The organism is Nonomuraea helvata (assembly GCF_039535785.1).
In the GTDB taxonomy this organism is placed as follows: Bacteria; Actinomycetota; Actinomycetes; order Streptosporangiales; family Streptosporangiaceae; genus Nonomuraea; species Nonomuraea helvata.
Genome location: NZ_BAAAXV010000001.1, coordinates 2,219,192 through 2,245,027, shown reverse-complemented (window position 1 = coordinate 2,245,027; position 25,836 = coordinate 2,219,192). Strand labels below are relative to the sequence as shown.

General features: G+C 70.6%; 31 protein-coding genes. 18 read left to right on the top strand and 13 right to left on the bottom strand.

Annotated features, from left to right (window positions below; all coding sequences use genetic code 11):
- Window positions 1–95: 95 nt before the first annotated feature.
- Window positions 96–740: an MOSC domain-containing protein gene (locus tag ABD830_RS10370; protein ID WP_344986336.1), complete on the top strand. Its 645-nt coding sequence runs from the start codon at window positions 96–98 to the stop codon at window positions 738–740.
- Window positions 741–757: 17 nt separating this feature from the next.
- Here ABD830_RS10370 and ABD830_RS10365 read toward each other — a convergent pair whose 3' ends face one another.
- Entirely contained in the window at window positions 758–1,966 is a 1,209-nt protein-coding gene (locus ABD830_RS10365) for a styrene monooxygenase/indole monooxygenase family protein (RefSeq protein ID WP_344986335.1), read from the bottom strand.
- A 90-nt stretch (window positions 1,967–2,056) separates the two neighbouring features.
- Here ABD830_RS10365 and hemW point away from each other — a divergent pair, with 90 nt between their 5' ends.
- Window positions 2,057–3,277 (top strand): radical SAM family heme chaperone HemW, encoded by a 1,221-nt coding sequence (hemW, locus tag ABD830_RS10360; RefSeq protein ID WP_344986333.1) that lies wholly within the window; start codon window positions 2,057–2,059, stop codon window positions 3,275–3,277.
- On the opposite strand, the gene ABD830_RS10355 is transcribed toward hemW, so the two are convergent.
- Genes ABD830_RS10355 through ABD830_RS10345 form a run of 3 tightly spaced genes read right to left on the bottom strand, consistent with a single transcriptional unit; the run spans window position 3,274 to window position 5,671 of the window.
- Entirely contained in the window at window positions 3,274–4,080 is an 807-nt protein-coding gene (locus ABD830_RS10355) for a DUF4870 domain-containing protein (RefSeq protein WP_344986331.1), read from the bottom strand. The two genes, hemW and ABD830_RS10355, sit on opposite strands and share 4 nt — an antisense overlap.
- Complete coding sequence (locus ABD830_RS10350; RefSeq protein WP_344986329.1) at window positions 4,077–4,883, bottom strand: DUF3097 domain-containing protein; 807 nt, start codon at window positions 4,881–4,883, stop codon at window positions 4,077–4,079. Before ABD830_RS10350 ends, ABD830_RS10355 begins: the two co-directional genes overlap by 4 nt.
- Before the next feature lie 17 nt (window positions 4,884–4,900).
- On the bottom strand, window positions 4,901–5,671 hold the full coding sequence (locus ABD830_RS10345; protein ID WP_344986328.1) for a hypothetical protein: 771 nt from the start codon (window positions 5,669–5,671) through the stop codon (window positions 4,901–4,903).
- A gap of 158 nt (window positions 5,672–5,829) precedes the next feature.
- On the opposite strand from ABD830_RS10345, the gene hrcA reads away from it, so the two are divergent.
- From hrcA to ABD830_RS10330, 3 genes are read left to right on the top strand one after another with little or no spacing between them, the layout of a single operon-like run.
- Window positions 5,830–6,843, top strand: a complete 1,014-nt coding sequence (gene hrcA, locus ABD830_RS10340) for a heat-inducible transcriptional repressor HrcA (RefSeq protein ID WP_344986327.1) — start codon at window positions 5,830–5,832, stop codon at window positions 6,841–6,843.
- 11 nt (window positions 6,844–6,854) lie between these two features.
- Window positions 6,855–7,994, top strand: a complete 1,140-nt coding sequence (gene dnaJ / locus ABD830_RS10335; RefSeq protein WP_344986326.1) for a molecular chaperone DnaJ — start codon at window positions 6,855–6,857, stop codon at window positions 7,992–7,994.
- Between the two features lies 1 nt (window position 7,995).
- On the top strand, window positions 7,996–8,721 hold the full coding sequence (locus ABD830_RS10330) for a 16S rRNA (uracil(1498)-N(3))-methyltransferase (protein ID WP_344986325.1): 726 nt from the start codon (window positions 7,996–7,998) through the stop codon (window positions 8,719–8,721).
- Between the two features lie 57 nt (window positions 8,722–8,778).
- Here the strand turns inward: ABD830_RS10330 and ABD830_RS10325 are convergent, their stop codons facing one another.
- A complete protein-coding gene (locus tag ABD830_RS10325; RefSeq protein WP_344986324.1) occupies window positions 8,779–9,426 on the bottom strand; it encodes a hypothetical protein in 648 nt (215 codons plus the stop codon).
- Window positions 9,423–9,935 (bottom strand): SigE family RNA polymerase sigma factor, encoded by a 513-nt coding sequence (locus ABD830_RS10320; RefSeq protein WP_344987656.1) that lies wholly within the window; start codon window positions 9,933–9,935, stop codon window positions 9,423–9,425. Before ABD830_RS10320 ends, ABD830_RS10325 begins: the two co-directional genes overlap by 4 nt.
- A 278-nt stretch (window positions 9,936–10,213) precedes the next feature.
- On the opposite strand from ABD830_RS10320, the gene ABD830_RS10315 reads away from it, so the two are divergent.
- The 8 genes from ABD830_RS10315 (at window position 10,214) to era (ending at window position 16,144) form a co-directional block, all read left to right on the top strand.
- Window positions 10,214–10,558 carry a histidine triad nucleotide-binding protein gene (locus ABD830_RS10315; RefSeq protein WP_344986323.1) on the top strand — a complete coding sequence of 115 codons (345 nt, stop codon included), beginning with the start codon at window positions 10,214–10,216 and terminating at the stop codon, window positions 10,556–10,558.
- 91 nt (window positions 10,559–10,649) lie between these two features.
- On the top strand, window positions 10,650–11,690 hold the full coding sequence (locus ABD830_RS10310; RefSeq protein WP_344986322.1) for a PhoH family protein: 1,041 nt from the start codon (window positions 10,650–10,652) through the stop codon (window positions 11,688–11,690).
- Window positions 11,687–12,163, top strand: coding sequence for an rRNA maturation RNase YbeY (ybeY, locus tag ABD830_RS10305; RefSeq protein ID WP_344986321.1), 477 nt, complete (start codon window positions 11,687–11,689; stop codon window positions 12,161–12,163). Before ABD830_RS10310 ends, ybeY begins: the two co-directional genes overlap by 4 nt.
- Window positions 12,160–13,455, top strand: a complete 1,296-nt coding sequence (locus tag ABD830_RS10300) for a hemolysin family protein (RefSeq protein ID WP_344986320.1) — start codon at window positions 12,160–12,162, stop codon at window positions 13,453–13,455. Before ybeY ends, ABD830_RS10300 begins: the two co-directional genes overlap by 4 nt.
- 329 nt (window positions 13,456–13,784) lie before the next feature.
- The gene (locus tag ABD830_RS10295) at window positions 13,785–14,411 is read left to right on the top strand and encodes a hypothetical protein (RefSeq protein ID WP_344986319.1); all 627 of its coding nucleotides are present in this window, start codon (window positions 13,785–13,787) and stop codon (window positions 14,409–14,411) included.
- 9 nt (window positions 14,412–14,420) lie between these two features.
- A complete protein-coding gene (locus ABD830_RS10290) occupies window positions 14,421–14,738 on the top strand; it encodes a cytidine deaminase (RefSeq protein WP_344986317.1) in 318 nt (105 codons plus the stop codon).
- 2 nt (window positions 14,739–14,740) lie between these two features.
- Window positions 14,741–15,217: an NUDIX domain-containing protein gene (locus tag ABD830_RS10285; RefSeq protein WP_344986316.1), complete on the top strand. Its 477-nt coding sequence runs from the start codon at window positions 14,741–14,743 to the stop codon at window positions 15,215–15,217.
- An 18-nt stretch (window positions 15,218–15,235) separates the two neighbouring features.
- Window positions 15,236–16,144: a GTPase Era gene (gene era, locus ABD830_RS10280; protein WP_344986315.1), complete on the top strand. Its 909-nt coding sequence runs from the start codon at window positions 15,236–15,238 to the stop codon at window positions 16,142–16,144.
- 3 nt (window positions 16,145–16,147) lie between these two features.
- On the opposite strand, the gene ABD830_RS10275 is transcribed toward era, so the two are convergent.
- From ABD830_RS10275 to ABD830_RS10245, 7 genes are read right to left on the bottom strand one after another with little or no spacing between them, the layout of a single operon-like run.
- Window positions 16,148–16,609 carry a hypothetical protein gene (locus tag ABD830_RS10275; RefSeq protein ID WP_344986313.1) on the bottom strand — a complete coding sequence of 154 codons (462 nt, stop codon included), beginning with the start codon at window positions 16,607–16,609 and terminating at the stop codon, window positions 16,148–16,150.
- 52 nt (window positions 16,610–16,661) lie between these two features.
- Entirely contained in the window at window positions 16,662–17,369 is a 708-nt protein-coding gene (locus tag ABD830_RS10270; RefSeq protein ID WP_344986312.1) for an urease accessory protein UreD, read from the bottom strand.
- A gap of 32 nt (window positions 17,370–17,401) precedes the next feature.
- Window positions 17,402–18,076, bottom strand: coding sequence for an urease accessory protein UreG (gene ureG, locus ABD830_RS10265; RefSeq protein WP_344986310.1), 675 nt, complete (start codon window positions 18,074–18,076; stop codon window positions 17,402–17,404).
- 17 nt (window positions 18,077–18,093) lie between these two features.
- On the bottom strand, window positions 18,094–18,786 hold the full coding sequence (locus tag ABD830_RS10260) for an urease accessory protein UreF (RefSeq protein WP_344986308.1): 693 nt from the start codon (window positions 18,784–18,786) through the stop codon (window positions 18,094–18,096).
- Between the two features lie 10 nt (window positions 18,787–18,796).
- Window positions 18,797–20,503, bottom strand: a complete 1,707-nt coding sequence (locus ABD830_RS10255) for an urease subunit alpha (RefSeq protein WP_344986307.1) — start codon at window positions 20,501–20,503, stop codon at window positions 18,797–18,799.
- Window positions 20,496–20,807 (bottom strand): urease subunit beta, encoded by a 312-nt coding sequence (locus tag ABD830_RS10250; RefSeq protein WP_344986306.1) that lies wholly within the window; start codon window positions 20,805–20,807, stop codon window positions 20,496–20,498. The genes ABD830_RS10255 and ABD830_RS10250 overlap by 8 nt, the downstream gene beginning before the upstream one ends.
- Window positions 20,804–21,106: an urease subunit gamma gene (locus ABD830_RS10245; protein ID WP_344986305.1), complete on the bottom strand. Its 303-nt coding sequence runs from the start codon at window positions 21,104–21,106 to the stop codon at window positions 20,804–20,806. Before ABD830_RS10245 ends, ABD830_RS10250 begins: the two co-directional genes overlap by 4 nt.
- 199 nt (window positions 21,107–21,305) lie before the next feature.
- On the opposite strand from ABD830_RS10245, the gene urtA reads away from it, so the two are divergent.
- The 5 genes from urtA to urtE are packed head-to-tail and all read left to right on the top strand — an operon-like array spanning window position 21,306 to window position 25,793.
- Entirely contained in the window at window positions 21,306–22,526 is a 1,221-nt protein-coding gene (urtA, locus tag ABD830_RS10240; protein ID WP_344986304.1) for an urea ABC transporter substrate-binding protein, read from the top strand.
- Entirely contained in the window at window positions 22,526–23,374 is an 849-nt protein-coding gene (gene urtB, locus ABD830_RS10235) for an urea ABC transporter permease subunit UrtB (protein WP_344986303.1), read from the top strand. The genes urtA and urtB overlap by 1 nt, the downstream gene beginning before the upstream one ends.
- Entirely contained in the window at window positions 23,371–24,390 is a 1,020-nt protein-coding gene (gene urtC, locus ABD830_RS10230) for an urea ABC transporter permease subunit UrtC (RefSeq protein WP_344986301.1), read from the top strand. Before urtB ends, urtC begins: the two co-directional genes overlap by 4 nt.
- Window positions 24,374–25,126: an urea ABC transporter ATP-binding protein UrtD gene (gene urtD / locus ABD830_RS10225; RefSeq protein WP_344986299.1), complete on the top strand. Its 753-nt coding sequence runs from the start codon at window positions 24,374–24,376 to the stop codon at window positions 25,124–25,126. The genes urtC and urtD overlap by 17 nt, the downstream gene beginning before the upstream one ends.
- Window positions 25,104–25,793, top strand: a complete 690-nt coding sequence (gene urtE / locus ABD830_RS10220; protein ID WP_344986298.1) for an urea ABC transporter ATP-binding subunit UrtE — start codon at window positions 25,104–25,106, stop codon at window positions 25,791–25,793. The genes urtD and urtE overlap by 23 nt, the downstream gene beginning before the upstream one ends.
- The last annotated feature ends 43 nt before the right edge of the window (window positions 25,794–25,836 follow it).

Here is a 25,836-nt window from a genome sequence, read left to right as displayed (position 1 = left end):
CGAGGGTTGAGAACGCGGATCTCCACCCTGGGGTGGAGGCCGAGGTGAGGGGAAAAGGGCTCGCTCTTCGGAGGGGTGCGGGTTACCGTCCGGATATGCGCGTTCTCTCGGTAAATGTGGGCAAAACGGTCGAGGCTGAGTGGGCGGGGAACCTGGGGCGTACCGCGATCGACAAGCAGCGGGTCACGCACCGGGTGAAGGTGCTGGCCAACGGGCTCGCCGGTGACGAACGGGCCGACAAGGAGGCCCACGGCTCGCTCGACCACGCTGTCTACGCGTATGCCAGGGAGGACTACGACTGGTGGGAGCGTGAGCTCGGGCGCGAGGTGCGTGACGGGCGGTTCGGGGAGAACCTCACCACGTCCGGCATCGACGTCACCGGCGCCCTGATCGGCGAGCGGTGGCGGGTGGGCACTGCCGTGCTGGAGGTGAGCGGGCCGAGGATCCCGTGTGTGGTGTTCCGCAACTGGATGGACGAGCCCGGGTGGGTCAAGCGGTTCACGGCAGTGGGGCGGCCCGGGGCGTACCTGCGGGTGGTCGAGCTCGGTGAGCTGGGCGAGGGAGACCCGGTGGAGATCGTCTCGCGGCCTGAGGCGGGGATCACGGTGGGCGACTGGTTCCGCGCCCGCCACGGGGACGCGGACGCGCTCCGCCGTGTTCTGGCGGTTCCCGGGCATGACGCCGAGTGGGACCGCATGGCGGAGCGCGTGCTCGGCCGGATGCCCGCGCCGCCGGACTGACGTGGTTCATGCCCGGCTCACGGACCCGGCGGGCGGTCGACGATCCGCGCCACCTCCTCCGGGCTCGAGAACACCGCCCACGCGTACGCCGGGTCCGAGAACAGCTCCAGGACCAGGTCCGCCACGTCCTGCCTGCTCGCGGCGGCCAGCAGCAGGGTCAGGACGTGCTCGGCCGGCGGACGCAGGAACGCGTTGGTCCAGTGTGTGACCGGTGCCGCCACCTCCCACATCCGCTCGGCCGTGGCGTGGCCGAAGGCGGTGCCGTACGGGCCGCCCGCCGCGATGGCGTCGGCAGCGATCCAGGCGCAGGCCGAGCCCAGGTTGGCGCCCTGGCCCGTCAGCGGGTCGTTGGTGATCCAGGCGTCGCCGACGGCCAGCGCTATCCGGCCGCCGGGCAGCTCCGCCACCGCCTGCCGCACGACCGGCGTGACCGCGCCCCGCAGCAGGTCGTGCTCGCCCAGCAGCTCCAGACCGGGGTCCGCCCGCTCGGCCAGCCGCGGCGCGTGTCCGGGGAGCAGCCTCGCCAGCTCTCCGGCGACCTCGGCGGCGGGCAGGCGGGAGATCGGCTCCAGCGGCCCGCCGGGGACCGCCTCGACCAGGACTGCGGAGGCCACGCCGTGCCTGGTCATCATCGGCATGCGGAGGATCTCTCCGCACCCGGGCGAGATGTTGTAGCTGAACATCGGGCCGAGGTCGAGACCGCCGTACAGCCCGGCCGTGAGGACGCGCTGCGGCCGGTCGAACGGCGAGCGCGCCGCGTCGCGCGGGAACAGCTCCGCCACCGAGCGCCGCCCGGCCGCCACCACCATCAGCTCGTGCTCCCGCGACCAGCGGGCCACCTGCGCCGCGTCGGGTGGCGTGCCGGTGACGACGACCTCGCCGCCCCGGCCGGTGAAATCGTCCAGGTACGCGGGCAGCAGCAGCCGGAAGTCGACCGCGTGGAACGGCTCGGAGATCCTGCCGACGAACTCCAGCGGCGGATCCCCCTTGATCGAGAGCCTGGCGGAGCCCATCAGGCACCCTGGATCCCGGTAGTGCCCGATGCCCAGCTCCCGCTCCCGCGCCAGGGTGTGTCCCATCCTGCTCACCGTGTTGGGCAGGCGCCCCGAGCGCAGGGCATCGGCGTCGGCCTCGACGTAGAGCGTGGCGTCGATGCCGAGCTGCTGCAGGCGCAGCGCGAGGGTCAGGCCGGAGACGCCGGCGCCCACGATCCCGATGCCTGCCATGAGAGGACCCCTTCCAGCCGGTACGGCACCAGTGGACACCGTGGGAGTCGCCGTTCGATAGCACTCCGGTGAACCCGGCAAACTGGAAGCGTGCCATCCACCCTGCCTGACGGCGATCCCGCGCCCACCACGGGCGAGCTGCCCGACAGCGCCCTGAAGGGCCTCGGCGAGCGGCCGTTCGGCTTCTACGTGCACGTGCCGTTCTGCGTGACCCGCTGCGGCTACTGCGACTTCAACACCTACACCGCCGCCGAGCTGGGCCCCGGCGCCTCGCAACGGGACTACGCGGACACGGTCGTCGAGGAGATCCGCCTCGCGCGCCGCGTCCTGGGCGCGGCCGACCTGCCGGTGGAGACGGTGTTCTTCGGCGGCGGCACGCCCACGCTGCTGCCTCCGGAAGACCTGTCCAGGATCCTGGCCGCGATTGACTCGGAGTTCGGGCTGCGGCCGGGGGCCGAGGTGACCACCGAGGCCAACCCCGAGTCCGTGGACCCCGCCTACCTCGACAAGCTCCGCCGGGGCGGCTTCAACCGGGTCAGCTTCGGCATGCAGAGCGCACGCGAGCACGTGCTCCAGGTGCTCGACCGCCGGCACACCCCCGGCAGGGCGGCGGCGGCCGTACGGGAGGCCAGGCAGGCCGGGTTCGAGCACGTCAACCTCGACCTCATCTACAGCACACCCGGCGAGTCCGACGACGACTGGCGGGCCTCGCTGGCCGCCGCGATCGAGGCCGGGCCCGACCACGTGTCGGCGTACTCGCTGATCGTCGAGGAGGGCACCAGGCTGGCGGTCAGGATCAGGCGCGGCGAGCTGCCCATGCCCGACGACGACGTGGCCGCCGACCGCTACCAGATCGCCGACGAGCTGCTGTCGCAGGCCGGGTTCGGCTGGTACGAGGTCTCCAACTGGGCCACCTCCGAGCAGGCGCGCTGTCGCCACAACCTGCTCTACTGGACCGGCGGCGACTGGTGGGCCGCCGGGCCCGGCGCCCACAGCCACGTCGGCGGCACCCGCTGGTGGAACGTCAAGCATCCGGCCGCCTACGCCCAGCGCCTGGCCGCCGGCGCCTCGCCCGCCCACGCGCGCGAGGTGCTCGGCGACGACGACCGGGCGGCCGAGCGGCTGATGCTGGAGCTGCGGCTGTCGTCCGGCTACCCGCTGGCCGAGGTGGCGCCCGCCGCACGCCCGGCCGTGGCGAGCGCCCTGGCCCGCGGGCTGCTGGAGCCCGGGCCGTTCAGGTCGGGCCTGATGGTGCTCACGCTCCAGGGGCGGCTGCTGGCCGACGCCCTCGTCAGGGATCTGCTGGTCTAGGTGATCATGCGGATGGAGAACGGGTAGCGGTACCTCTCGCCCCGGTTGGTGGCTATGGCGGCCAGGATGTGGAAGATCAGGGACAGCACCCAGATGACCGGCAGCAGGAGCAGGCCGATGAAGACGAACGCCAGGACGAAGGCGATGACGTAGCCGATGAACATCGTGATCTGGAAGTTGAGCGCCTCCGCCGCCTGATCCCTGACGTAGGGGGACTCGTCCTTCTTCATCAGGTAGATGATCAGCGGGCCGATCCACGAGACCAGCAGGCCGAGCAGGTGCGAGAGCATCGCCATGGTGGTGTCGTCGGTGCCCGGGCGGGGGCCGAACCTGCCGGGGACGTACGGCTCTCCCGGGGGCACGGCATATCCGTAGCCGGGCTGCGGCGGCGGGCCGTAACCGGGCGGGGGAGGGGCGTAGCTCGGGGGCTGCTGGCCATAACCAGGCTGGCCGTAGCCGGGCTGACCGTATCCGGGCTGGCCATAACCGGGCTGCCCGTAACCCGGCTGCCCGCCGTAGCCAGGCTGTCCGTAGTTCGGTTGTCCATAGCCGGGCTGGGATCCGGGTTGCTGCCCGTACCCGGGCTGGGATCCGGGTTGCTGCCCGTACCCGGGCTGGGATCCGGGTTGCTGCCCGTACCCGGGCTGGGATCCGGGCTGCTGACCGTAGCCGAGCTCGGAGCCGGGCTGCTGTCCGTAGGCCGGCTGCTGAGGGCCGGAGCCCTGGCTGGGCGGGATGTCAGACGGTGGGACGAAGCGGGTGGCGTCGTCGTCCGGCGCCGGCTGCGGCGGGTCCTGGCTCATGATGCCTCCGTAACGAAGTCGATCAGTTCCTCGACCCGGCCGAGGAGTTCCGGCTCCAGGTCTGCGTACGTGGAGACGGCGCCGAGGATCCGCCGCCACGCCTCCGCGGGCTCCATGCGCCAGCCCAGGGCGGCGATCACGCCCTCTTTCCACGGCACCCCGCGCGGGACGGCGGGCCAGGCCGGGATGCGCAGCACGGACGGCTTGACCGCCTCCCAGATGTCGACGAACGGATGCCCCACGACGAGCACGTCCGGCGAGGTGATCTCGGCCGCGATCCTGCTCTCCTTGGACCCGGGCACGAGATGGTCCACCAGCACCCCCAGCCGGCGCCGCGGCTCCGGGCCGAACTCGGCCACGATGGCTGGCAGGTGGTCCACGCCTTCCAGGTATTCGACCACGACCCCCTCGACCCGCAGGTCATGGCCCCAGATCTTCTCCACCAGGGCGGCGTCGTGCACGCCCTCCACGTAGATCCGGCTCTCCCTCGCGACTCTCGCCCGCAGCCCCTCCACGGCGATCGAGCCGGACGCGCTGCGCCTGGGGGCGGCGGGGGCCGCCGCCGGGCGTACCAGCGTCACGGGCCTGCCCTCCAGCAGGAACGCGGCGGGCGCGAGCGGGAACAGCCGGCGTTTGCCGAACCGGTCTTCGAGCGTCACGGCCTCCTTGTCGCAGGCCACCACCGCGCCGCAGAAGCCGCTGTCGGCGTCCTCCACGACGAGGTCCAGCTCGGCGGGCACTTTGGGGATCTTGCCCTTCCCCGGCCGCCGCCAATTTCCCGCCAGCACATCGCCCTCGTACACACGGGGACCGTAGCAAATCACCCGGTGACCGCAAGGCGCTTGCGCGCGCCGCTGCGGCGGACCAGGACGACGATCGTGCCGATGACGGCGACGAGCAGCCCCGCGCCCGGGATCAGGAGGAGCGCGGCCACACCGCCGGCGATCCCGCCCGCGGCCGAGGCCAGTGGACGGCCCACGCCGTAACGCACGTCGGCCTGCTCCTGGGTGGTGCAGGTGAGCTGGTAGTCGCCCTTGGACGGGGCGTTGATCACGAAGAGCTCCACCCAGGTGACGGATCCGGACGTGACCGTCTGCCTGCCCGTGGTCTTGGCGAGCTTGGCCTGGCCGGAGATCTCGCACACGTAGTTGACCTGCGTGTCGCTGGAGAGGTAGACCGCGGGCCGGTCTGCCGGGTCGACCGGGATCGTCACGCTTTCGCCGGCCGCGAACGTCCTGCTCGGGGCTATGTCGCTCACGCTGCTCACCAGGCCCGTGGAGAACACCACGACACCGGCGATCGCGCACACGACGAAGACGCCCCAGACGAGCCCGATCCACCACAGGCGCGGCTTGATGGCTTTCGAGTCGATTCGAGGGGGAAATTGGGGTTGTTGGCCGTATTGTCCGTACTGAGGAGGTGGGCCGTAGTGGGGCGGTGGGCTGTACTGCGGTGGCGGGCCGTACTGCGGCGCAGGCCCGTACTGCGGCGGAGGCTGCCCGTGGCCCGGCTGGGAACCGGGCTGGGGGCCGTAACCCGGCTGGGAGCCGGGCTGCGGGCCGTACGGCGGAGGGGGTGAATTGTCGCTCATGCCGGCAAGTGTGGTACTTGCCCCTTGTAAGAAGCTAGGAGCCAGGTTGCGACCTGCTGTTATCGCACCTTGTGGGCGAGAGCCGTACACTTGGCACTCAGGAACTCAGAGTGCTAGATGGTTGCGTTCCTCAAATGGCAGAGGCAGGAGGTGAGCACGTGCTCGACGATCGGAAGCTGGCGGTGCTCCGCGCCATTGTCGAAGACTACGTGTCCACCAACGAACCGGTGGGCTCCAAGGCGCTCGCCGAGCGCCACAACCTGAAGGTCTCCCCCGCGACGGTCAGGAACGACATGGCCGCGCTGGAGGAGGAGGGTTACATCACCCAGCCGCACACCAGCGCGGGCCGCGTGCCGACGGACAAGGGCTACCGCCTGTTCGTCGACCGGCTCTCGCAGGTCAAGCCGCTGTCGGCGGCCGAGCGCAGGGCGATCGAGACGTTCCTCGCGGGCGCGGTCGACCTCGACGACGTGGTCACCCGCACGGTCCGGCTGCTCGCGCAGCTGACCAGGCAGGTGGCGGTCGTGCAGTACCCGACGCTGACGCGTTCGACGGTCAGGCACGTCGAGCTGGTGCCGCTCAACGAGCGGCGGGTCATGCTCGTGCTGATCACCAACACCGGCCGCGTCGAGCAGCGGGTGATCGAGCTGCCCGAGGACGTGGATGACACCCGCGTCGCCCACCTGCGCGCGGTGTTCAACGCCTCCCTCGACGGCTGCGGCCTGAGCAACGTGCCCGAGCTGGTCGCCGACCTGCCCGAGCGGCTGCCCGCCGAAGACCGGCCCGCGGCGGCCACGATCCTGTCGGTGCTGCTGGAGACGCTGGTCGAGCGGTACGACGAGAAGATCGTGTTCGCCGGCGCGGCGAACCTCGCGGGCGCCGACTTCGCGACCGGCCTGCGTGACGTGCTCGAGGCGCTGGAGGAGCACGTCGTGCTCATGCGGCTGCTGGGCGAGACTTCCAACGACACCCCGTCCGCGCTCACCGTGCGCATCGGCTCCGAGAACCCCTACCTGCGGGGGACATCCATCGTCGCGACCGGATACGGTTCTGGCGACAACCAACTGGCCCGGCTCGGCGTGCTGGGACCGACGAGGATGGACTACCCAGTTACGATGGGCGCCGTGCGCGCGGTGGCACGCTACGTCAGCCAGATCCTGGCTGCATCATAAGAGGTCGATAAGTGGCAAACAGCGACTACTACGCCACCCTCGGGGTGCGCCGTGACGCCAGTCAGGACGAGATCAAGAAGGCGTACCGCCGCCTGGCCCGCGAGCTGCATCCCGACGTGAACCCTGATCCTGAGACCCAGGAGCGGTTCAAGGAGATCACGCAGGCCTACGAGGTGCTGTCCGACCCGAACAAGCGCCAGATGTACGACCTGGGTGGCGACCCGTTCGGCGGAGCGGGAGCAGGCGCGGGCGCCGGTGGCTTCGGAGCGGGCTTCCCGTTCAGCGACATCATGGACGCCTTCTTCGGCACCGCGGCGGGCGCCAGGGGGCCGCGTTCGCGTGCCCGCAGGGGGCGCAACGCCACCATCCGGGTCGAGCTGGACCTGCGCGAGACGGCGTTCGGCACCACCCGCGAGCTGGTCGTCGACACGGCCGTGCTCTGCGAGGTCTGCCACGGGGCGGGCGCGGCGCCAGGCACGCATCCCGACACCTGCGACATGTGCAGCGGGCGCGGCGAGATCTCCCAGGTCACCCGGTCGTTCCTCGGCCAGGTCATGACCTCGCGGCCGTGCCCGCAGTGCGGCGGGTTCGGCACCATCATCCGCCACCCCTGCCAGGAGTGCTCCGGCGACGGCCGGGTGCGCACCCGCCGTACGATCAAGGTCCGCATCCCCGCGGGCGTCGAGGACGGCACCCACATCCAGCTCGCCGGCGAGGGCGAGGTCGGCCCCGGCGGCGGCCCGCCCGGAGACCTGTTCCTGGAGATCGTCGAGCGTGCTCACGAGATCTTCGAGCGGCGCGGTGACGATCTCCACTGCACCGTGCAGATCCCGATGACGGCCGCCGCGCTCGGCACCATCCTGGCGGTCGAGACGCTCGACGGCTCCGAGGAGGTCGACGTCCGCCCCGGCACGCAGTCGGGCCAGGTCATCACCATGTTCGGGCGGGGCGTGCAGCGGCTCAACGAGTCCGGCCGCGGCGACCTGCTGATCCACGTCAACGTCGAGACCCCGACCCGTCTCGAGCCGGCGCAGGAGGAGCTGCTGCGCGAGTTCGCCAAGCAGCGCGGCGAGGAGCGGCCGCCGGGCAAGTTCGCCCCCGGCCAGCAGGGCTTCTTCTCCCGGCTGCGCGACGCCTTCAACGGCAGGTGACGTGACCGTCCCGGTGTTCCTGTCCGAGGAGCTGGACGGGCCCGAGCTGACGCTCGCCGGTCCCGAGGGACGGCACGCGGCCTCCGTGCGCCGTCTGCGGGCCGGTGAGCGGGTCGATCTGACGGACGGCGCCGGTACGGTCGCCGAGTGCGTCGTGCGCGAGGCGCTGAAGGACTCACTCAGGCTCGACGTGCTGCGCCGCTACGAGGTCGAGCCGCCCGAGCCGCGGTTGGTCGTCGTCCAGGGGCTGCCCAAGGGCGACAGAGGTGAGCTGGCGGTCGAGATGATGACCGAGGCGGGCGTCGACGTCATCGTGCCGTGGGCGGCCTCGCGCAGCATCACGCAGTGGAAGGGCGACAAGGTCGCCAAGGCGCTGCACCGCTGGCGCTCCACCGCTCGTGAGGCGGGCAAGCAGGCCCGCAGGTTCCACCTCCCCGAAGTGACGGAGCCCGCCACCACCGCGCGGGTCGAGAAGCTGCTGGCGGGCGCTGCACTGGGGCTGGTGCTGCACGAGGAGGCGGCCGAGCCGCTGTCCGGCGTGGCGCTGCCCGCGTCGGGCGACATCGTGGTGGTCGTGGGGCCCGAGGGAGGCGTCTCGGAGGAGGAGCTGGCCGGGTTCCGGGCGGCCAGGGCGGTGTCCGTGCTGCTGGGGCCGACGGTGCTGCGTACGTCCACGGCGGGGGTGGCGGCGGCCTCCGTGCTGCTCACGCGTACCGGACGCTGGTAGAGCCCCTCTCAGGGGCGACTGCGTACCGGACTCTGGTAGAGCCCTTGGAGGCGACGGTCAGGGCGTCGTGTGGGAGGCGTCCACCAACGGGCTGGTCACGTCGGCGGGGGTCTCGGTGACGTCGTCGTCGGGCGGGCACTCACCGACCGGGCACGTCGTGGGCTGCAGCGTGTCCTCCGCCGGCGGCGTCGGCGACGGGGACGGCGAGGCCGAGGGGCAGTCGGACGGCGGGTCGGCCTGCTCGGTCTGGGTCGTCGGGCACGCGGTCGGAGTCGGAGTGGGGGTCGGCGACGGCCTGCTGGTCGACTCCGCCCGCTTCGAGGGCCGGGGCGTCGGGCTCCTGGTCACGTCGGGAACCACGATGGGGTGCTGGTCGTGGGTCGGCTGCCTGGACGGCGGGGACGGCGGTTCCTGGGAGCGCGTGGTGGAGGAGTTGGACGGGACCCTGGAGGTGTCGTTCTCGACGGGTTGCGAGTTGATGATCTGCGTGCGCAGCTGCGGAACGGCCATCACGATCGTTCCCGCCACCAGGACGGCGCTGGCGGCGGCCGCGCCCGCACGCCACCAGAACAGATTACGGACACCGCGCCGTTCGATGCGGGCGCGGATGATCTCCAGTCCGTCCGGCGAGGGCACGACCGCATCCGCCTCCGCTCGGAGCGCACGGCGCAGGAGATCGCCGTGCTCGTCGGGGGGCTGGGTCATGACATTTTCTCCAGAACGGATCGCAGTGCGGCCATGCCACGTGCGGTGTGGCTCTTGACCGCGCCCTTGCTGATGCCCATCGCGTGGGCGATCTCAGCTTCGGACAGATCACCGTAGTACCGCAGAACCAGTGCTTCTCTCTGACGGGTGGGCAGGGCCCGTAACGCCTCGATGACGGCGGAGCGTTCCAGTTCGCCGATCGCGCCGTTCTCGGCGCTCGGGGCGTCGGGCAGTCCCTTGGGAGCGTACTTCTCGACGACCGCGCGGTGACGTAGCACCGAACGGGACCGGTTGACGACGGATTGACGGAGGTAGGCGAGAGCTTTGTCGGGGTCACGCAGCCTACGCCAGGCGCCATGGATGGCGACGAACGCGTCCTGCACGACTTCCTCAGCAGTCGCCGTGTCTCGCACCAGCAACACGGCGAGACGCACCAACGACCGGAAGTGCGCGCTGTAGAGCGCGGTCACGGCCATGTCGGCATCCCACCCGACCGGCGCCGCCCCCATCGACCTGTCGGCCAGAAGGGTTTCGGTGGTCACATCAATGGGACGCTCAGCCTTCCCAGAGGGTTTACGCTCTTCCGGTTCTTGAGGTTTCCCCGGTTCCTTAGGGTGCATTACCCAGTCGTGTCCTCGCCAGGTGGCGCTCGCCCGACCCTGAATCGTCCTTTTTTGCTGAAGTGTCGCACACTCACCCTAACCGCGTGGATCTTCCTTCGCACGACACAGAGGATTACCGATTGGCAACGGGTTACGTACGCCGGCGGTCTCGATAGGGTGATCAGGTGAGCGATTGTCTCTTCTGCAAAATCGTCGCCAAGGAGATTCCCGCCGAGATCGTTTATGAAACCGGCAGGACGCTGGCGTTCCGTGACGTCAACCCGCAGGCGCCCACCCACGTGCTGATCATCCCGAAGCAGCACCACGCCACCGCGGCGGCGCTCGCCACTGCCGACGACGGGCTCGCCGACGAGGTGCTCAAGGCCGCCCACTCGGTGGCCGTGCTGGAGCACGTGGCCGACAGCGGATACCGCGTGGTGTTCAACACCGGGGCCGGCGCCGGGCAGACCGTTCTCCACGTACACGCCCACGTCCTGGGCGGGCGCGACCTGACCTGGCCGCCCGGCTGATATTGGGGGGAGCGATCGGCCCGGTCCCGGATACGATGGGCACAGAAGAACACCGAAAGAGACCGGGAGGCATCAGGCCGCTGGCCTGCCCATGTCCGAACTACACGAATCCCGACGCACGGCACCTCCCTCGCGCACTCAAGCCAAGGTGCTGATTCCGGACGAATACCCGATGGTCAGCCTCCTGGGCTCCCGCGACGAGCTGCTTCGCGTCATCGAGGGCGCTTTCAGGGCCGACATCCACGTTCGCGGTAACGAGATCACCGTCACCGGCAGCCCCGACGAGAGCGGCACGGTGGTGCGGCTCTTCGAGGAGCTGGTCGAGGTGCTGCGCAGCGGCGGCGAGCTCACCCCTGACGCGGTCGAGCGCAGCATCGCCATGCTCCGCATGACGTCCGACCGCCCCGCCGAGGTGCTGTCCCTCGACATCCTCTCCTCGCGCGGGCGCACGATCAGGCCGAAGACGGTCAACCAGAAGCGGTACGTCGACGCGATCGACAAGCACACGATCGTGTTCGGCATCGGTCCCGCGGGCACCGGCAAGACCTACCTCGCGATGGCCAAGGCCGTGCGTGCGCTGCAGGAGAAGCGGGTCAACCGGATCATCCTGACCCGCCCGGCGGTCGAAGCCGGCGAGCGGCTGGGCTTCCTGCCCGGCACGCTCTACGAGAAGATCGACCCCTACCTGCGGCCGCTCTACGACGCGCTGCACGACATGCTCGACCCCGACTCCATCCCCAAGCTGATGGCCGCGGGCACGATCGAGGTCGCGCCGCTCGCGTACATGCGTGGTCGCACGCTCAACGACGCCTTCATCATCCTCGACGAGGCTCAGAACTCCTCGGCCGAGCAGATGAAGATGTTCCTCACCCGTCTCGGGTTCAACTCCAAGATCGTGGTGACCGGTGACGTGACGCAGGTCGACCTGCCCAACGGCACGGTGAGCGGGCTGCGGGTCGTCCAGGAGATCCTCGACGGCATTTCCGACATCCACTTCGCCCGCCTGACCAGCTCCGACGTGGTCCGCCACAAGCTGGTGAGCGAGATCGTGGACGCGTACGGGCGCTACGACGCCACGCAGGCCGCCCAGGAGCCGAAGAGCATCCAGCACCGGGGGAAGCGGCGACCATGAGCATCGAGATCAACAACGAGTCGGGCGTCGGGGTCGACGAGGAGAGCCTCGTCGCCCTGGCCACCCACGTGCTCGGCGAGATGGGCATCAACCCGCTCGCCGAGCTCTCCATCGTGGTGGTCGACGAGGACGCCATGTCCGAGCTGCACGAGAAGTGGATGGGCGAGCCGGGCCCGACCGACGTGCTGGCGTTCCCGATGGACGAGCTGCGTCCCGGCGGAGGCGCGCGCGGCGACCTGGAGAGCCCCACTGACCCGGCGCTGCTCGGCGACGTCGTGCTCTGCCCGCAGGTGGCCGCCAGGCAGGCCGAGGAGGCGGGCCACAGCACGGCCGACGAGCTCGAGCTGCTGTGCACCCACGGCATCCTCCACCTGCTCGGCTACGACCACGCCGAGCCGGAGGAGCACAAGGAGATGTTCGGCCTGCAGGCCCGGCTCCTCGAGTCGTGGCAGGAGGTGCGCAACACGCGGTGAACGCCTGGTTGCCTTCGGCCATCGCCCTCGTGATCATCGGTGGCCTGATCGCCAGTGCGGAAACGGCACTGACGCGCATCTCCAGGGTGCGTGCCGAGGAATACGTACGCGAGGGCCGGCGGGGCGCCGTGCGCCTGCAGGCCATCGTCAACGATCCGCCGCGCTACCTCAATCTGCTCCTGCTGCTCAGGCTGAGCTGCGAGCTGGTGGCCACGGTCATCGCGACGCTGCTGTTCATCGATCTCATGCACGACCAGGGCTGGGCGTACGTCTGGGCCGCCGTCGTGATGATCGTGATCAGCTACGTCGTGGTGGGCGTCATGCCGCGTACCCTGGGGCGCCAGCACGCCGAGCCGGTCGCGCTGGCGAGCGCCCCCATCGTGTACGGCCTGACCCGCATCTTCGGCCCCCTGCCCAAGCTGCTCATCCTGCTCGGCAACGCGCTGACCCCCGGCAAGGGGTTCCGCGAGGGGCCGTTCACCTCGGAGGCCGAGCTGCGCGACCTGGTCGACCTGGCCGAGGAGCGCCGGGTGATCGAGCCGGACGAGCGCGAGATGATCCACTCTGTCTTCGAGCTGGGCGACACGCTGGTGCGCGAGGTCATGGTCCCCCGCACCGACATGGTCTACATCGAACGCGGCAAGACGATCAGCCAGGCTCTGTCGCTGGCGCTGCGCAGCGGGTTCTCCCGCATTCCCGTCGTGGGCGAGAACGAGGACGACGTCATCGGCATGGCGTACCTCAAGGACATCGCCCGCAAGATCCACGAGTCCGGCGAGGGCGGGGGCAAGGAGACGGTCGAGTCGGTCATGCGGCCGGCCGCGTACGTGCCCGAGAGCAAGCCCATCGACCAGCTCATGCGGGAGATGCAGGCCCGGCAGATCCACATCGCCATCGTCATCGACGAGTACGGCGGCACCGCCGGGCTCGTCACGATCGAGGACGTCCTGGAGGAGATCGTCGGCGAGATCACCGACGAGTACGACCAGGAGGCGCCCCGCGTCGAGTCCACACCCGACGGCGGGATGCGGGTGACGGCCCGGATGCCCGTCGACGAGCTGGGCGAGCTGTTCGACACGGAGATCGACGTGGACGACGTGGAGACCGTGGGCGGGCTGCTCGCCCACGCGCTCGGGCGGGTGCCGATCGCCGGGTCGCAGGCGGAGGTGGCCGGGCTCAAGCTCACCGCCGAGAGCCTGGCGGGCCGCCGCAACCGCATCAGCACCGTCGTGGTGCGCCGCGCCAAGCCTCCGGAGGAGGAGACCGACCAGGCCGCCGAGGACCACGACTGATCTCATCCGAACTGTGGATGAAGCGGGGCGAAGGCCGCAAGCGTTCTACAAGTCTTCTGCAAGCCCGCCAGGGCACTCTCTTACCACGGCATCCAGTGCGGTGGGTGTCACAAGGGGAGGCACTCGAACGCCGGGTGGGGTTCGCGGCGGGAGGGTGCACCTTGGGGGGAACGACGGCGTCTCGGCCGGCTCGCCGGCTGAGACGCAGGTCGGCGTCAAGGGTGCCCCCATCCGGAGAACCGGGTGGAGGCACCCTTTTTGCGTATTGGTGGAATCTCCGGTGGATTGCCGCATTCCTCGACAGGGGAAGCTGCGATCCAGGGGGGATCATGAAACGCGAGATCATCGCCTGCGGGCTGCTGGCCTGCGTTCTGGCGGGATGCGGGGGCGGGAACGCCGCGAACGTTCTCGACCCGCGGGCCGCGGCGCAGTTGCGCGACGTGCTCCGTAAGGGACCGGCGCTGCCCGACGGGTTCGCGGTCAGGCCGGAGCAGGCGTGGCGGATGCCGTTCACGCAGGGCGACGAGAACTGCCTGGCCGTGCTGGAGCCCGCGGGAGGGCGGGCGCCCGGGCAGGCGCTGACGGCCCAGGCGGCGGTCAGCTACCGGGGTGACGGGCTGGGGGAGCAGGCCGGCGTGGGGCTGGCGCGCTACGCGGACGGGGAGGCGGAGGAGCACCTCGACGAGCTGGCCAGGGCCATGGAGTCGTGCCGCGAGCTACGCACCTCCTCCGGCACCGACCTGCGCTCGCAGACGCTGCCGCTCGAGATCTCGGCGGACGAGAGCGTGAGCGCGCGGCTGCTCGGGCGGCTGAACGGCTACCCGTACGCGATGGACGTCGTGCTGTCGCGGGTGGGTGACACCCTCGTGTCGGTCGTGCACACGAGCATGGACGACATGGACCCCGCCCGCACCCGCGAGGTGGTCGACGCGGTCATCTCCATGGCCAGCGCCTAACCTGGTTGCGTGACACTCGATCCTGAAGACAGCAAGATCATCACTCTGGCGCGGGCGGCCAGGGCGCGCAACGAGGCTTCCGAGGGCGCCGCCGTGCGGGATGAGACCGGCCGTACGTACTCGGCGACGAACGTGGCGCTGGACGCGCTGACGCTCTCGGCGGTGCAGGTGGCGGTGGCCATGGCGGTCTCCAGCGGCGCGCGGTCCCTGGAGGCCGTCGCGCTGGTGAGCGCGGGCGACCCGAGCGCCGCCGACGAGGCCGTGGCCGCGGAGCTGGGAGTCAAGTCCCTGCTCGTGGCCGGCCCTGACGGCACGCTGCGGGGCTGACCATGCCGATGTCGCCGTTCCTGGCGAGGCTGCGGGAGAAGGTCGGCTCCGAGCTGCTCATGCTGCCGTCAGCGGCCGCGTTCGTGTTCGACGACGCGGGCAGGCTGCTGGTGGCCCGGCACGGCGACGTTGGCCTCTGGGCGGCGCCCGGCGGCGGCATCGACCCGGACGAGCGGCCGCAGGACACCGCCGTCCGGGAGCTGCGCGAGGAGCTCGGCATCGAGATCGAGGTACGCGGCCTGATCGGGGTCTACGGCGGCCCCGAGTTCCGCACCGTCTACCCGAACGGCCACCAGGTCGGCTACGTCATCGCCGTTTACGGTGGCGTCCTGGTCACGGGCGTGCCTGAGCCTGACGGCGTCGAGATCAACGACCACCGGTGGGTGACCGAGCAGGAGCTTTCCGAGCTGCACACGACCCCGTGGACACCCCGGGTGGCGCCCGAGGCGTTCGCCTGGTGGCGTGAGCACGCTCGTTGATGGGACACAATGCAGTACGTGACTTCGCCAGACAGCCATCGCGCCGGATTCGCCTGCTTCGTGGGGAGGCCGAACGTCGGCAAGTCCACGCTCATGAACGCCCTGGTCGGCACCAAAGTGGCGATCACCTCGTCCAAGCCGCAGACGACCAGGCGCGCGATCAGGGGCATCGTGCACCGTCCCGACGCCCAGATCGTCATCGTCGACACACCCGGCCTGCACCGGCCGCGCACGCTGCTGGGGGAGCGGCTCGACAGCCTGGTGCTCTCCACGCTGACCGAGGTGGACGTGATCGCCTTCTGCGTGCCCGCCAACGAGCCGATCGGCAAGGGCGACCGGTTCATCGCCGACAAGCTCTCGGCCGTGAAGAAGACGCCGCTCGTGGCCGTGGTGACCAAGTGCGACCTGGCGACCAAGGAGCAGATCGCTGAGCAGCTGCTGGCGGTGTCGCAGGTGGCGGAGTTCGCGGCGATCGTTCCGGTGTCGGCGCAGTCGGGCGAGCAGCTCGACGTGGTGGCCGACGTGCTGATCGAGCACCTGCCCGAGTCGCCGCCGCTCTACGAGGACGGGCAGCTCACGGACGAGCCGGAGCAGGTGCTGGTGGGCGAGCTGATCAGGGAGGCGGCGCTGGAGGGCGTTCGCGACGAGCTGCCCCACTCGATCGCCGTGGTCGTGGACGAGATGCTGCCCCGTGAGGGGCGCGACGACCTGCTGGACATCTACGCGCACATGTTCGTGGAGCGTCCGTCGCAGAAGGCGATCGTCATCGGGCACAAGGGAGAGCGGCTGCGCGAGGTCGGCACCAAGGCCCGCAAGCAGATCGAGGCCCTGCTGGGCACACGCGTCTACCTCGACCTGCGGATCAGCGTGGCCAAGGACTGGCAGCGCGACCCGAAGCAGCTGCGGCGGCTGGGCTTCTACGACTGATCGTCAGGCACGCCGTAGCAGCGCCAGGACGGAGAGCACGACGACCGCCACGGAGCAGCCCAGCGCGGCGAACCAGCCGAACTTGACCACAGGCCCGATCGACAGCACGTCGCCCAGGTCCACGGAGATCCGGTCGCGCAGCCCGCTCCCGTCGGTCATGAAGAGCACCAGCACCGCCACCGCCGCCGCTCCGGGGAGGGCGGCCAGGGCGGCGACCCTCGGGCGGGTGAGCAGCCCCGCGACGCCGCAGGCCAGCGCGATCAGCCCGGCCACCAGCGTGTAGACGCCGAACCGGTCGTCGATGCCGCGGATGTCGTCGGCCAGGCCGCCGCCGATGAGGTCGCTCCTCACCTCGAGCCCGGCCCACGGGAGCACGGCGCAGCCCACCAGGAGCGCTCCGGCGACCACCACGCCGAGCGCGTAGCCGCGCCGGGTCGCTGGGGCAGGCTGGAAGTCATCGGCCACACGATCACTGTAAGCCGGGGAAGCGCCTCTCACCATCACCACGGCGACACCCTCAGGGGGTGGTGGCGGTGCGTTCGCCCCATTCGAGGCGGGAGCGGAGCAGGACCGCGTCGCCCGCCAGGGCGGACACCAACGTGCCCGGGCCGGCCAGGGGCAGGACGGCGACGCCCTCAGCCACGGCCGGCTCCTTGATGGTTGTCGTGAGGAACGTGGTGCCGACGCAGCGAGCCGTGCCGTAGACGGCCGGGGACGTGTCCAGGACGGGGTCGCCGACGGTGAACTCCTGCCTGAGCAGCGGGCGGCCGTCGCACGTCGCGTCGAAGCGGGCATGGCAGCGTCCCGGCGCCTCGCCGTGCCGGCCGAAGACGATCTCCTCGCGCCACCGCACCTCGGCGTCCGCCGCCAGCTCGAGGCGTACGAGGAGGCGGTGCCGGGAGCCGGCGGCGAGCACCGTGGGCTCCGGCGCGAACCGGAGCGTCGCGCCCGCCCCCACCCGGGCGGTGACCAGCATCTCGGACTCACCGTCCCCCGGCAGGACCAGGGTGGCGGCGACCGAGCCGAGCTCCAGGGTGGTGCGTGGAGCCACGTCGAGGTCCAGGTGGAGCCGGTCGCCGCCGAGCGGGCCCGCCGCCGTGGAGACGAGGTGCACGGTGTACGGCCCCGTCTGGCGCAGCGTCAGCGGCGGCGCCGAGGCCAGGCGGTGGACCAGGGTCCGGCCGTCCGCGGACAGGGCGGTGGCCACCGCGGCGGCGGCCCGCATCGCGCGACGGCCAGATATCAGGGGGCCGGACATCACGACACGGAGGCCGCGTGGGCGCGGGCCCAGGCCGTCACCTGCTCGGAGACCCAGCCGGCGACCGTGGCGGCGGTGGGATCCTCTCTGATCGAGGTGAACAGCACCGGCCTGTCCCCGCGTACGGCCGCCGCGTCGCGGTCCATCACGCCCAGATCGGCGCCCACCATCGGGGCGAGGTCGGTCTTGTTGATGACCAGCAGGTCGGCCGTCGTGACCCCCGGACCGCCCTTGCGCGGCACCTTGTCGCCGCCCGACACGTCCAGCACGAAGATCTGCCTGTCGGCCAGCCCCCGGCTGAACGTGGCCGTCAGGTTGTCGCCGCCGCTCTCCACGATCACCAGGTCCAGCGGGCCGAACCGGTGCTCCAGGGTCTCCACGGCGTCCAGGTTCGCGGCGATGTCGTCGCGGATGGCGGTGTGGGGGCAGCAGCCGGTCTCGACGGCGAGGATGCGCTCCTGGTCGAGCACGCCCGTCCGGCGCAGGAAGTCGGCGTCCTCGGTGGTGTAGATGTCGTTCGTGACCACGCCCAAGGACAGCGACGGGCCCAGCGTCCGGCACAGCGCGGCCACCAGGGCCGTCTTCCCGCTGCCCACCGGGCCGCCCACGCCGAGCCGCAGCGCCCGGCCGCGGCCGTCGGGGGCGTGGTGGTGGTCGTCGTGATTGGCGCCCATATGTCGGGATCCCTTCCTTAGGAGACGAACAGCCTGACCGCGGCCCGCGCATGATGCTCGGCCAGGAGATCAAGGGCCGGGGACGAGTACGCGGGCAACGTTCCCCAGAGTGCGTCGGCGGCGGCGAGGTGGGCCTGCGCGGCCACGGCGGTGAGGTCCGGGGTGAGGTCGGCCAGCAGCCCGTGCACGGCCACCGGGTCCAGCCCGATCAGCCGGACGGCCGCCGTGGCGGGGCCGCTGACCGCGTGGTACGCCGCCGCCATGGCCGCCTCCTCCGGCGTCGCGCCCGCCGCGTGCGCCGCCACTCCGAGGGTGATCGGATGATGGGGGTTCGGTACGTCCCGCGCCAGCTCGTCGAGCACCGGCGACGGCCACACGCGGCGGGCGACCCTCAGCAGGAGCCTGCCCTGCGTCCTGGACGCCTCCCGCTGGGCGGGCGCGGCGGTCCTGGCATCGGTCTCGGCGTCGAGCACCGCCCACGGCGACTCCACACCGCCCGGCGATGCGCAGGTGGTGGCTTGGGTGCAGGCGGCGGCGGTCAGGGCGGCGGCGACCGTGCCCGCCGTGTGGAGGCGTCCACGGAGGAAGCGCGCCAGCGAGGGCACGTCGTGCACCGCCCCCGACGTGACCGCCTGTTCGGTCCCGCCCGAGTGGGCGTGGCCGCCGGCCGGGAGGCGGGAGTCGGCGAGGAGGAGCAGGGCCGGGTTCATCAGAGATCCATCAGAAGAGGAAGTAGCGCTGGGCCATCGGCAGGGTGGCGGCGGGGGCCGGCTCGATGAGGTCGCCGTCGACCCGGACCTCGAACGTGTCGGGCGCCACCTCGATCCGGGGCATGGCGTCGTTCAGCGGCATCGAGGACTTCCCGCGCCGCCGTACGTCCGCCACCGGCGCCAGGCGGCGGCGTACGGACAGGTGGTCGGTGAGGCCGGAGTCGAGGGCGAGCGGGGCGACGAAGTGGAGGGAGGTGGCGGCGGCGGTCACCGGTGAGGCGCCGAACATGGGACGGGGCAGCACCGGCTGGGGCGTCGGGATGGAGGCGTTGGCGTCGCCCATCTGGGCCCAGGCCACCACGCCGCCCTTGAGCACGAGGTCCGGCTTGACCCCGAAGAACGCCGGGTCCCAGAGAACGAGGTCGGCGAGCTTGCCGCGTTCGACGGAGCCGATCTCGCCGTCCAGCCCATGGGCGATAGCCGGACATATCGTATATTTCGCGATGTATCGGCGGGCGCGCAGATTGTCCGCAGGTCCGCCGAGAGACCCGCGACGGCCCTTCATGACGTGCGCCGTCTGCCACGTACGGATGATCGTCTCCCCGATCCGCCCCATCGCCTGCGAGTCCGAGCCGATCATCGAGATCGCCCCCAGATCGTGCAGCACGTCCTCGGCGGCCATCGTCGTGGGCCTGATGCGGGACTCGGCGAACGCCAGGTCCTCCGGGATCGACGGGTTGAGGTGGTGGCACACCATGAGCATGTCGAGGTGCTCGTCGAGCGTGTTGACGGTGTGCGGCCGGGTGGGGTTGGTGGAGGAGGGCAGGATGTTGGGGTAGGCCGCGACGCGGATGATGTCCGGCGCGTGGCCGCCGCCGGCCCCCTCGGTGTGGTACGCGTGGATCGTCCGGTCCCCGACGGCCTTCAGCGTCGACTCCACGAACCCGGCCTCGTTCAGCGTGTCCGTGTGGAGCGTCACCTGCACCCCCGCCGCGTCGGCCACGTTCAGGCACGCGTCGATGGCGGCCGGCGTCGAGCCCCAGTCCTCGTGCAGCTTGAAGCCGGAGGCGCCCGCCCTGAGCTGCTCCAGCAGGCCCTCGGACGAGACGGTGTTGCCCTTGCCGAGCAGCGCGAAGTTCAGCGGGTACGCGTCCAGCGACTCCAGCATCCGGCCCAGGTACCAGGCCCCGGTGACGGTGGTCGCCTTGGTGCCCTCCACGGGTCCGGTGCCGCCCCCGACGATCGTGGTCACACCGGACCCGATCGCCTCGTCGAGGAGCTGCGGGCAGATCAGATGGACGTGCGAGTCGACGGCCCCGGCGGTGAGGATCTTGCCGTTGCCCGCGAGCACCTCGGTGGACGGCCCGATGACCAGGTCGACGCCGTCCATCGTGTCGGGGTTCCCGGCCTTGCCGATGGCGTGGATGCGGCCGTCGCGGATGCCGACGTCGGCCTTGACCACGCCCCAGTGGTCGAGGATCACCGCGCCGGTGATGACCAGGTCGGCCGCGCCCTCCGCCCGGGTGGCCCGCGCCTGCCCCATGGACTCGCGGATCACCTTGCCGCCGCCGAAGACGGCCTCGTCGCCGGGGCCGGAAGGCCCGATCGACCGGTCCTCGGTGACCTCGATGAACAGGTCGGTGTCGGCCAGCCGGATCCGGTCGCCGACCGTGGGACCGTACAGTGCCGCATACCGGGCGCGCGAGATGTCAGCCATCGAGCGGCCCCGCCCACTCCGGCCGCAGCCCCGGGACCACCCGGTTGCCCGCCAGCGGCACCAGCGTCACATCGCGCTCGACGCCCGGCTCGAACCTGACCGCCGTCCCGGCCGGCACGTCGAGCCGCCTGCCCCAGGCCGCCTGCCTGTCGAACTCCAGCCCCGGGTTGGCGGCCGCGAAGTGGTAGTGGGAGCCCACCTGCACCGGCCGGTCGGCCGTGTTGATCACCCGCACGGTCACCCGCTCGCGCCCGGGATTGAGCGTGAGATCGCCCTCGGGGTGGGCGTACTCGCCGGGGATCACGGGATCGGCCTGTGCACGGTGACCAGCTTCGTGCCGTCGGGGAACGTCGCCTCGATCTGCACGCTCTCCAGCATCTCCGGAACGCCTTCCATGACGTCGGCCCGGCCGAGCACCGACCGTCCCGCCTCCATCAGCTCGGCCACGGTGCGCCCGTCCCTGGCCCCCTCCATGAGGAACGACGCGATGACGGCGGTAGCCTCCGGATGGTTCAGGCGCAGGCCTCTGGCCTGCCGCTCGCGCGCCACCCCGGCGGCGACGTGAATGAGCAGCCGCTCCTGCTCGTGTGAGGTAAGCCGCATGGCCGGACCATAGGAACCGGCGGTTTCATGGCTGTTGCCAAGGGGTGTCGTGTTGGTTTCGCTCTGCTTCTCAATCTCCACATTTCGGATTAAGTGCGTTTGTGAACATCCGGCAAACACGTCTTAACGGCCGGGATCTTCGTGGGAAATCTCGCCGAGTCACCTTTCTCGCAGTATCGGTAGCCAGGAAGGAACGGCTGTGCGAATCTCCCGTCCGATTGTCTCGGCGCTGGCAGCGGGGGCCCTGGTGTCTGCCCTCGCGGCCTGCGGATCCGACGCGAAGCCCGCCGCCGAGTCGAAAGAGATCAAGGTGGGGCTCCTCCACTCGCTCAGCGGCACGATGGCGATCAGCGAGGTCACCGTCCGCGACGCCGAGCTGCTCGCGATCGACGAGATCAACAAGGCGGGCGGCGTGCTGGGCAAGAAGCTCGTTCCCGTGGTCGAGGACGGCGCCTCCGACTGGCCCACGTTCGCGGAGAAGGCGACGAAGCTGATCAGGCAGGACAAGGTCGCCACCGTCTTCGGCGGCTGGACCTCGGCCAGCAGGAAGGCCATGCTGCCGGTCTTCGAGCGTTACAAGGCGCTGCTGTGGTATCCGGTGCAGTACGAGGGGCTGGAGAGCTCGCCGTACATCTTCTACACGGGCGCCACCACCAACCAGCAGATCATCCCGGGCCTGGACTACCTGAAGGAGCAGGGCAAGAAGAAGTTGTTCCTGGTGGGCAGCGACTACGTCTTCCCGCGCACCGCCAACAAGATCATCAAGGCGTACGCGGCGGCGAACGGGATGGAGATCCTCGGCGAGGAGTACACCCCCCTGGGCCACACCGAATACTCCACCCTCGTCAACAAGGTCATGCAGGCCAAGCCGGACGCGGTCTTCAACACGCTCAACGGCGACAGCAACGTGGCCTTCTTCAAACAGCTCAAGAGCGCGGGCGCCTCGGCCCAGACCATGCCGGTGCTGTCGGTGAGCATCGCCGAGGAGGAGGTCACCGGCATCGGCGTGGACAACATCGTGGGCCAGCCGGTCGCCTGGAACTACTACCAGACCACCGACACCCCGGCGAACGACGCCTTCGTCAAGGCGTACAAGGCCAAGTACGGGCAGAACAAGGTCACCTCCGACCCCATGGAGGCCGGGTACAACGCGGTCTACCTGTGGGCCGAGGCGGTCAAGAAGGCGGGCACGACCGAGGTCGAGGCGGTCAAGAAAGCCGCGCCCGGCATCTCGCTCGAACGCCCCGAGGGCCAGGTCACGATCGACGGCGAGAACCAGCACATGTACAAGACCGCCCGCATCGGCGTCATCCAGCCCGACGGCCTGATCAAGCAGGTGTGGGACTCCGGCAAGCCGATCAAGCCGGACCCGTACCTCAAGGGTTACTCCTGGGCGGCCGGCCTGGCGGCGGGCAAGTGATGTCGGCCTTCGTCAACCAGCTCCCCATCGGGCTGTCGATCGGGGCGGTGCTGCTGCTCATCGCGCTCGGGCTGACGTTCACGTTCGGGCAGATGGGCGTGATCAACATGGCGCACGGCGAGTTCATCATGGCGGGGGCGTACACCGCGTTCCTGCTCCAGGACCTCGTGCTGGCGCTGCCGGTGGCGTTCCTGGTGGCCGGCGTCATGGGGCTGATCCTCGAGCGGGCCGCCATCAGGCACTTCTACGGCCGGCCGCTGGACACGCTGCTGCTCACCTGGGGCGTGAGCCTGGTGCTGCAGCAGCTCGCCCGTGACCTGTTCGGGGCGCCGAACGTGCAGGTGCCCGCCCCTTCCTGGCTGTCGGGAGGGTTGGGCATCCTGCCCTACAACCGGCTGTTCATCATGGGGCTCGCGGTGGCCGGCGTGGTGGCGGTCTGGCTGTACCTCACCCGCACCGGGCTGGGGCGCAGGACGCAGGCCGTGGTCCAGAACCGGCAGCTGGCGGCGACCAGCGGCATCGACACCGGCCGGGTGGACATGCTGACGTTCTTCATCGGGTCCGGGCTGGCGGGGGTGGCCGGGGTGGCGCTGACGCTCATCGGGCCCGTCGGGCCGGCGCTCGGGACGTACTACATCGTGGACGCCTTCCTCGTCGTCGTGGCGGGCGGGCTCGGGCAGCTGCGCGGGGCCGTGCTGGCGGCGATCGGGCTGGGGCTGCTGAACTCCTACGCCGAGTTCTGGTCGGACGCCTCCCTGGCGAAGGTGATCGTGTTCGCCGTGATCATCGCGTTCCTGCAGGTACGGCCGCAGGGCCTGTTCGTGTTGCGGTCGAGGGTGCTCACATGATCAAGAGGAATCTGCCTTTCGCGACCGTGGCCGTGATCGCCCTGGTGGCGGCCCCGCTGCTGCTGGAGCCGTTCCGGCTGGGGCTGCTGGCGAAGTACCTGTGCTACGCGATCGTCGCGCTCGGGATCGGGCTGGCCTGGGGCAAGGGTGGCATGCTCACGCTCGGCCAGGGCGTGTTCTTCGGGCTGGGCGGCTACTCGATGGCGATGTACCTCAAGCTGACCGAGGCCGGCGGCGGGCTGCCCGACTTCATGGTGTGGAGCGGGGTGGAGCGGCTGCCCGCGCTGTGGGCGCCGTTCGCCAACCCGGTCTTCGCCCTCGCCATGGCCGTGGTGGGGCCCGTGGTGATCGCGCTGATCCTGGGCACGCTGGTGTTCAGGCAGCGCGTACGGGGCGCGTACTTCGCGATCCTCACCCAGGCGCTGGCCGCGGCCATGGTGATCCTGCTCGTCGGCCAGCAGGGCCTGACCGGCGGCACCAACGGCATGACCAACTTCTTCGAGCTGTTCGGCCAGGACCTGGCCGAGGACTCCACGCAGCGGCTGCTCTACCTGGTGGTGGCGGGCGTACTCGGGGCCCTCTACCTCGCCACCCGGCAGCTCGTGAACAGCCGCTACGGCCGGCTGCTGGTCGCGGTCAGGGACGGTGAGGACCGGGTGCGCTTCCTCGGCTACGACCCGGCCCTGGTCAAGACCGTCACCTTCGCCGTCTCGGCGGGCATGGCGGGGCTGGCGGGTGCGCTGTTCGTGCCGGTGGTCGGCATCATCTCGCCCGCGCTGCTCGGCGTCGTGCCCTCGCTCGAGCTGGTCGTCGCCGTGGCCGTCGGCGGGCGCCACGCGCTGGCCGGGGCCGTGCTCGGCGCGGTCGTCATGGGGTACGCCAGGACGGCGTTCAGCGAGCAGTTCGCCGACGGCTGGCTCTACCTGCAGGGCGCGCTGTTCATCCTGGTCATGACGCTCGCCCCCAAGGGCATCGTCGGCATAGCGGGGAGGTTGCGACGTGCTCGAGCTACGTGACGTCCAGGTGGTGTTCGACGGGTTCAAGGCACTCGACGGCGTGGACCTGACCGTGCCCGAGGGCGAGCTGCGCTTCCTGATCGGACCCAACGGCGCGGGCAAGACCACGCTGATCGACGTGATCACCGGCCTCACGAAGCCGTCGGCGGGCAGCGTGCGGTTCGGCGAGCACGACCTGGTCGGCAAGAAGGAGCACCGGATCGTCCGGCTGGGCGTCGGCCGCACGTTCCAGACGTCGGTCGTGTTCGAGGAGCTCACCGTGGTCGAGAACCTCGACCTCGCGGCCAGCTTCCGCCAGCCCCTGTGGTCGCTGGCCCGGCGCCGCAAGGGCGTGTCGGCCGCCGTCGAGGAGGCCCTGGCAAGGACCGGGCTCGAAGAGCTCGCCGAGCGTTCGGCGGGTGTTCTCTCGCACGGCCAGCGCCAGTGGCTGGAGATCGGCATGCTGCTGGCGCAGCGGCCCCGGCTGCTGCTCCTGGACGAGCCGGTGGCGGGCATGTCCGGCGACGAACGTCAGCGCACCGGCGAACTGCTCACCCAGATCGCCGAGGACCACACGGTGATCGTGGTGGAGCACGACATGGAGTTTCTCCGGCGGCACGCCTCGACGGTGACCGTGCTGCACGAGGGCAAGGTGCTCGTGGAGGGGCCGGTGGACAAGGTCAGCGCCGACCCCCGCGTGCAGGAGGTCTACCTGGGGAGGAGGAAAGCGAGCGATGCTGTCGGTAACCGGCCTTGAGTCGGGGTACGGGAGGGCGCGCGTACTGTTCGGGGTCTCGCTGGAGGTCGGGCCAGGGCAGCTCGTGTGCGTCATGGGGCGCAACGGCGTAGGCAAGACGACGCTGCTCAACACCGTCATGGGGGTGCTCCCGGCGACGGCCGGGACGATCACGTTCGAGGGCCGCGACGTGACCAGGCTGAAGCCGCACGAGCGGGTGCGGCTGGGCATGGGGTACGTACCGCAGGGCCACGCCTGCTTCCCCCAGCTCTCGGTCCTGGGCAACCTGCTGGTCACCATGGAGGCCGCCAAGGTGCCGAAGCAGGCGATCGACGAGGCGCTGGACGTCTTCCCCGCGCTCAAGCCGCTGCTCAAGCGGAGCGCGGGGCACCTGTCGGGCGGTCAGCAGCAGCAGCTCGCCATGGCCCGCGCCCTGGTGACCAGGCCCAAGCTGCTCATCCTCGACGAACCGACCGAGGGCATCCAGCCGTCGATCATCCTGGAGATCGAGGCGGCCATCGAGCGGCTGCACGCCTCAGGGCTGGCCGTGCTGCTCGTGGAGCAGTACCTGGACATCGCGCTGCGGCTGGCCGACACGTTCGTCATCCTCGACGGCGGGCACGTCGTGCGCACGGGAGCCGCCGAGGAGCTGCACGGGGAGGAAGTGCGCCGCCTGCTTGCCGTCTGACGCCGAATTCCCCACGCGGGCTTCCTTGTGGAAGCGGCGTAGA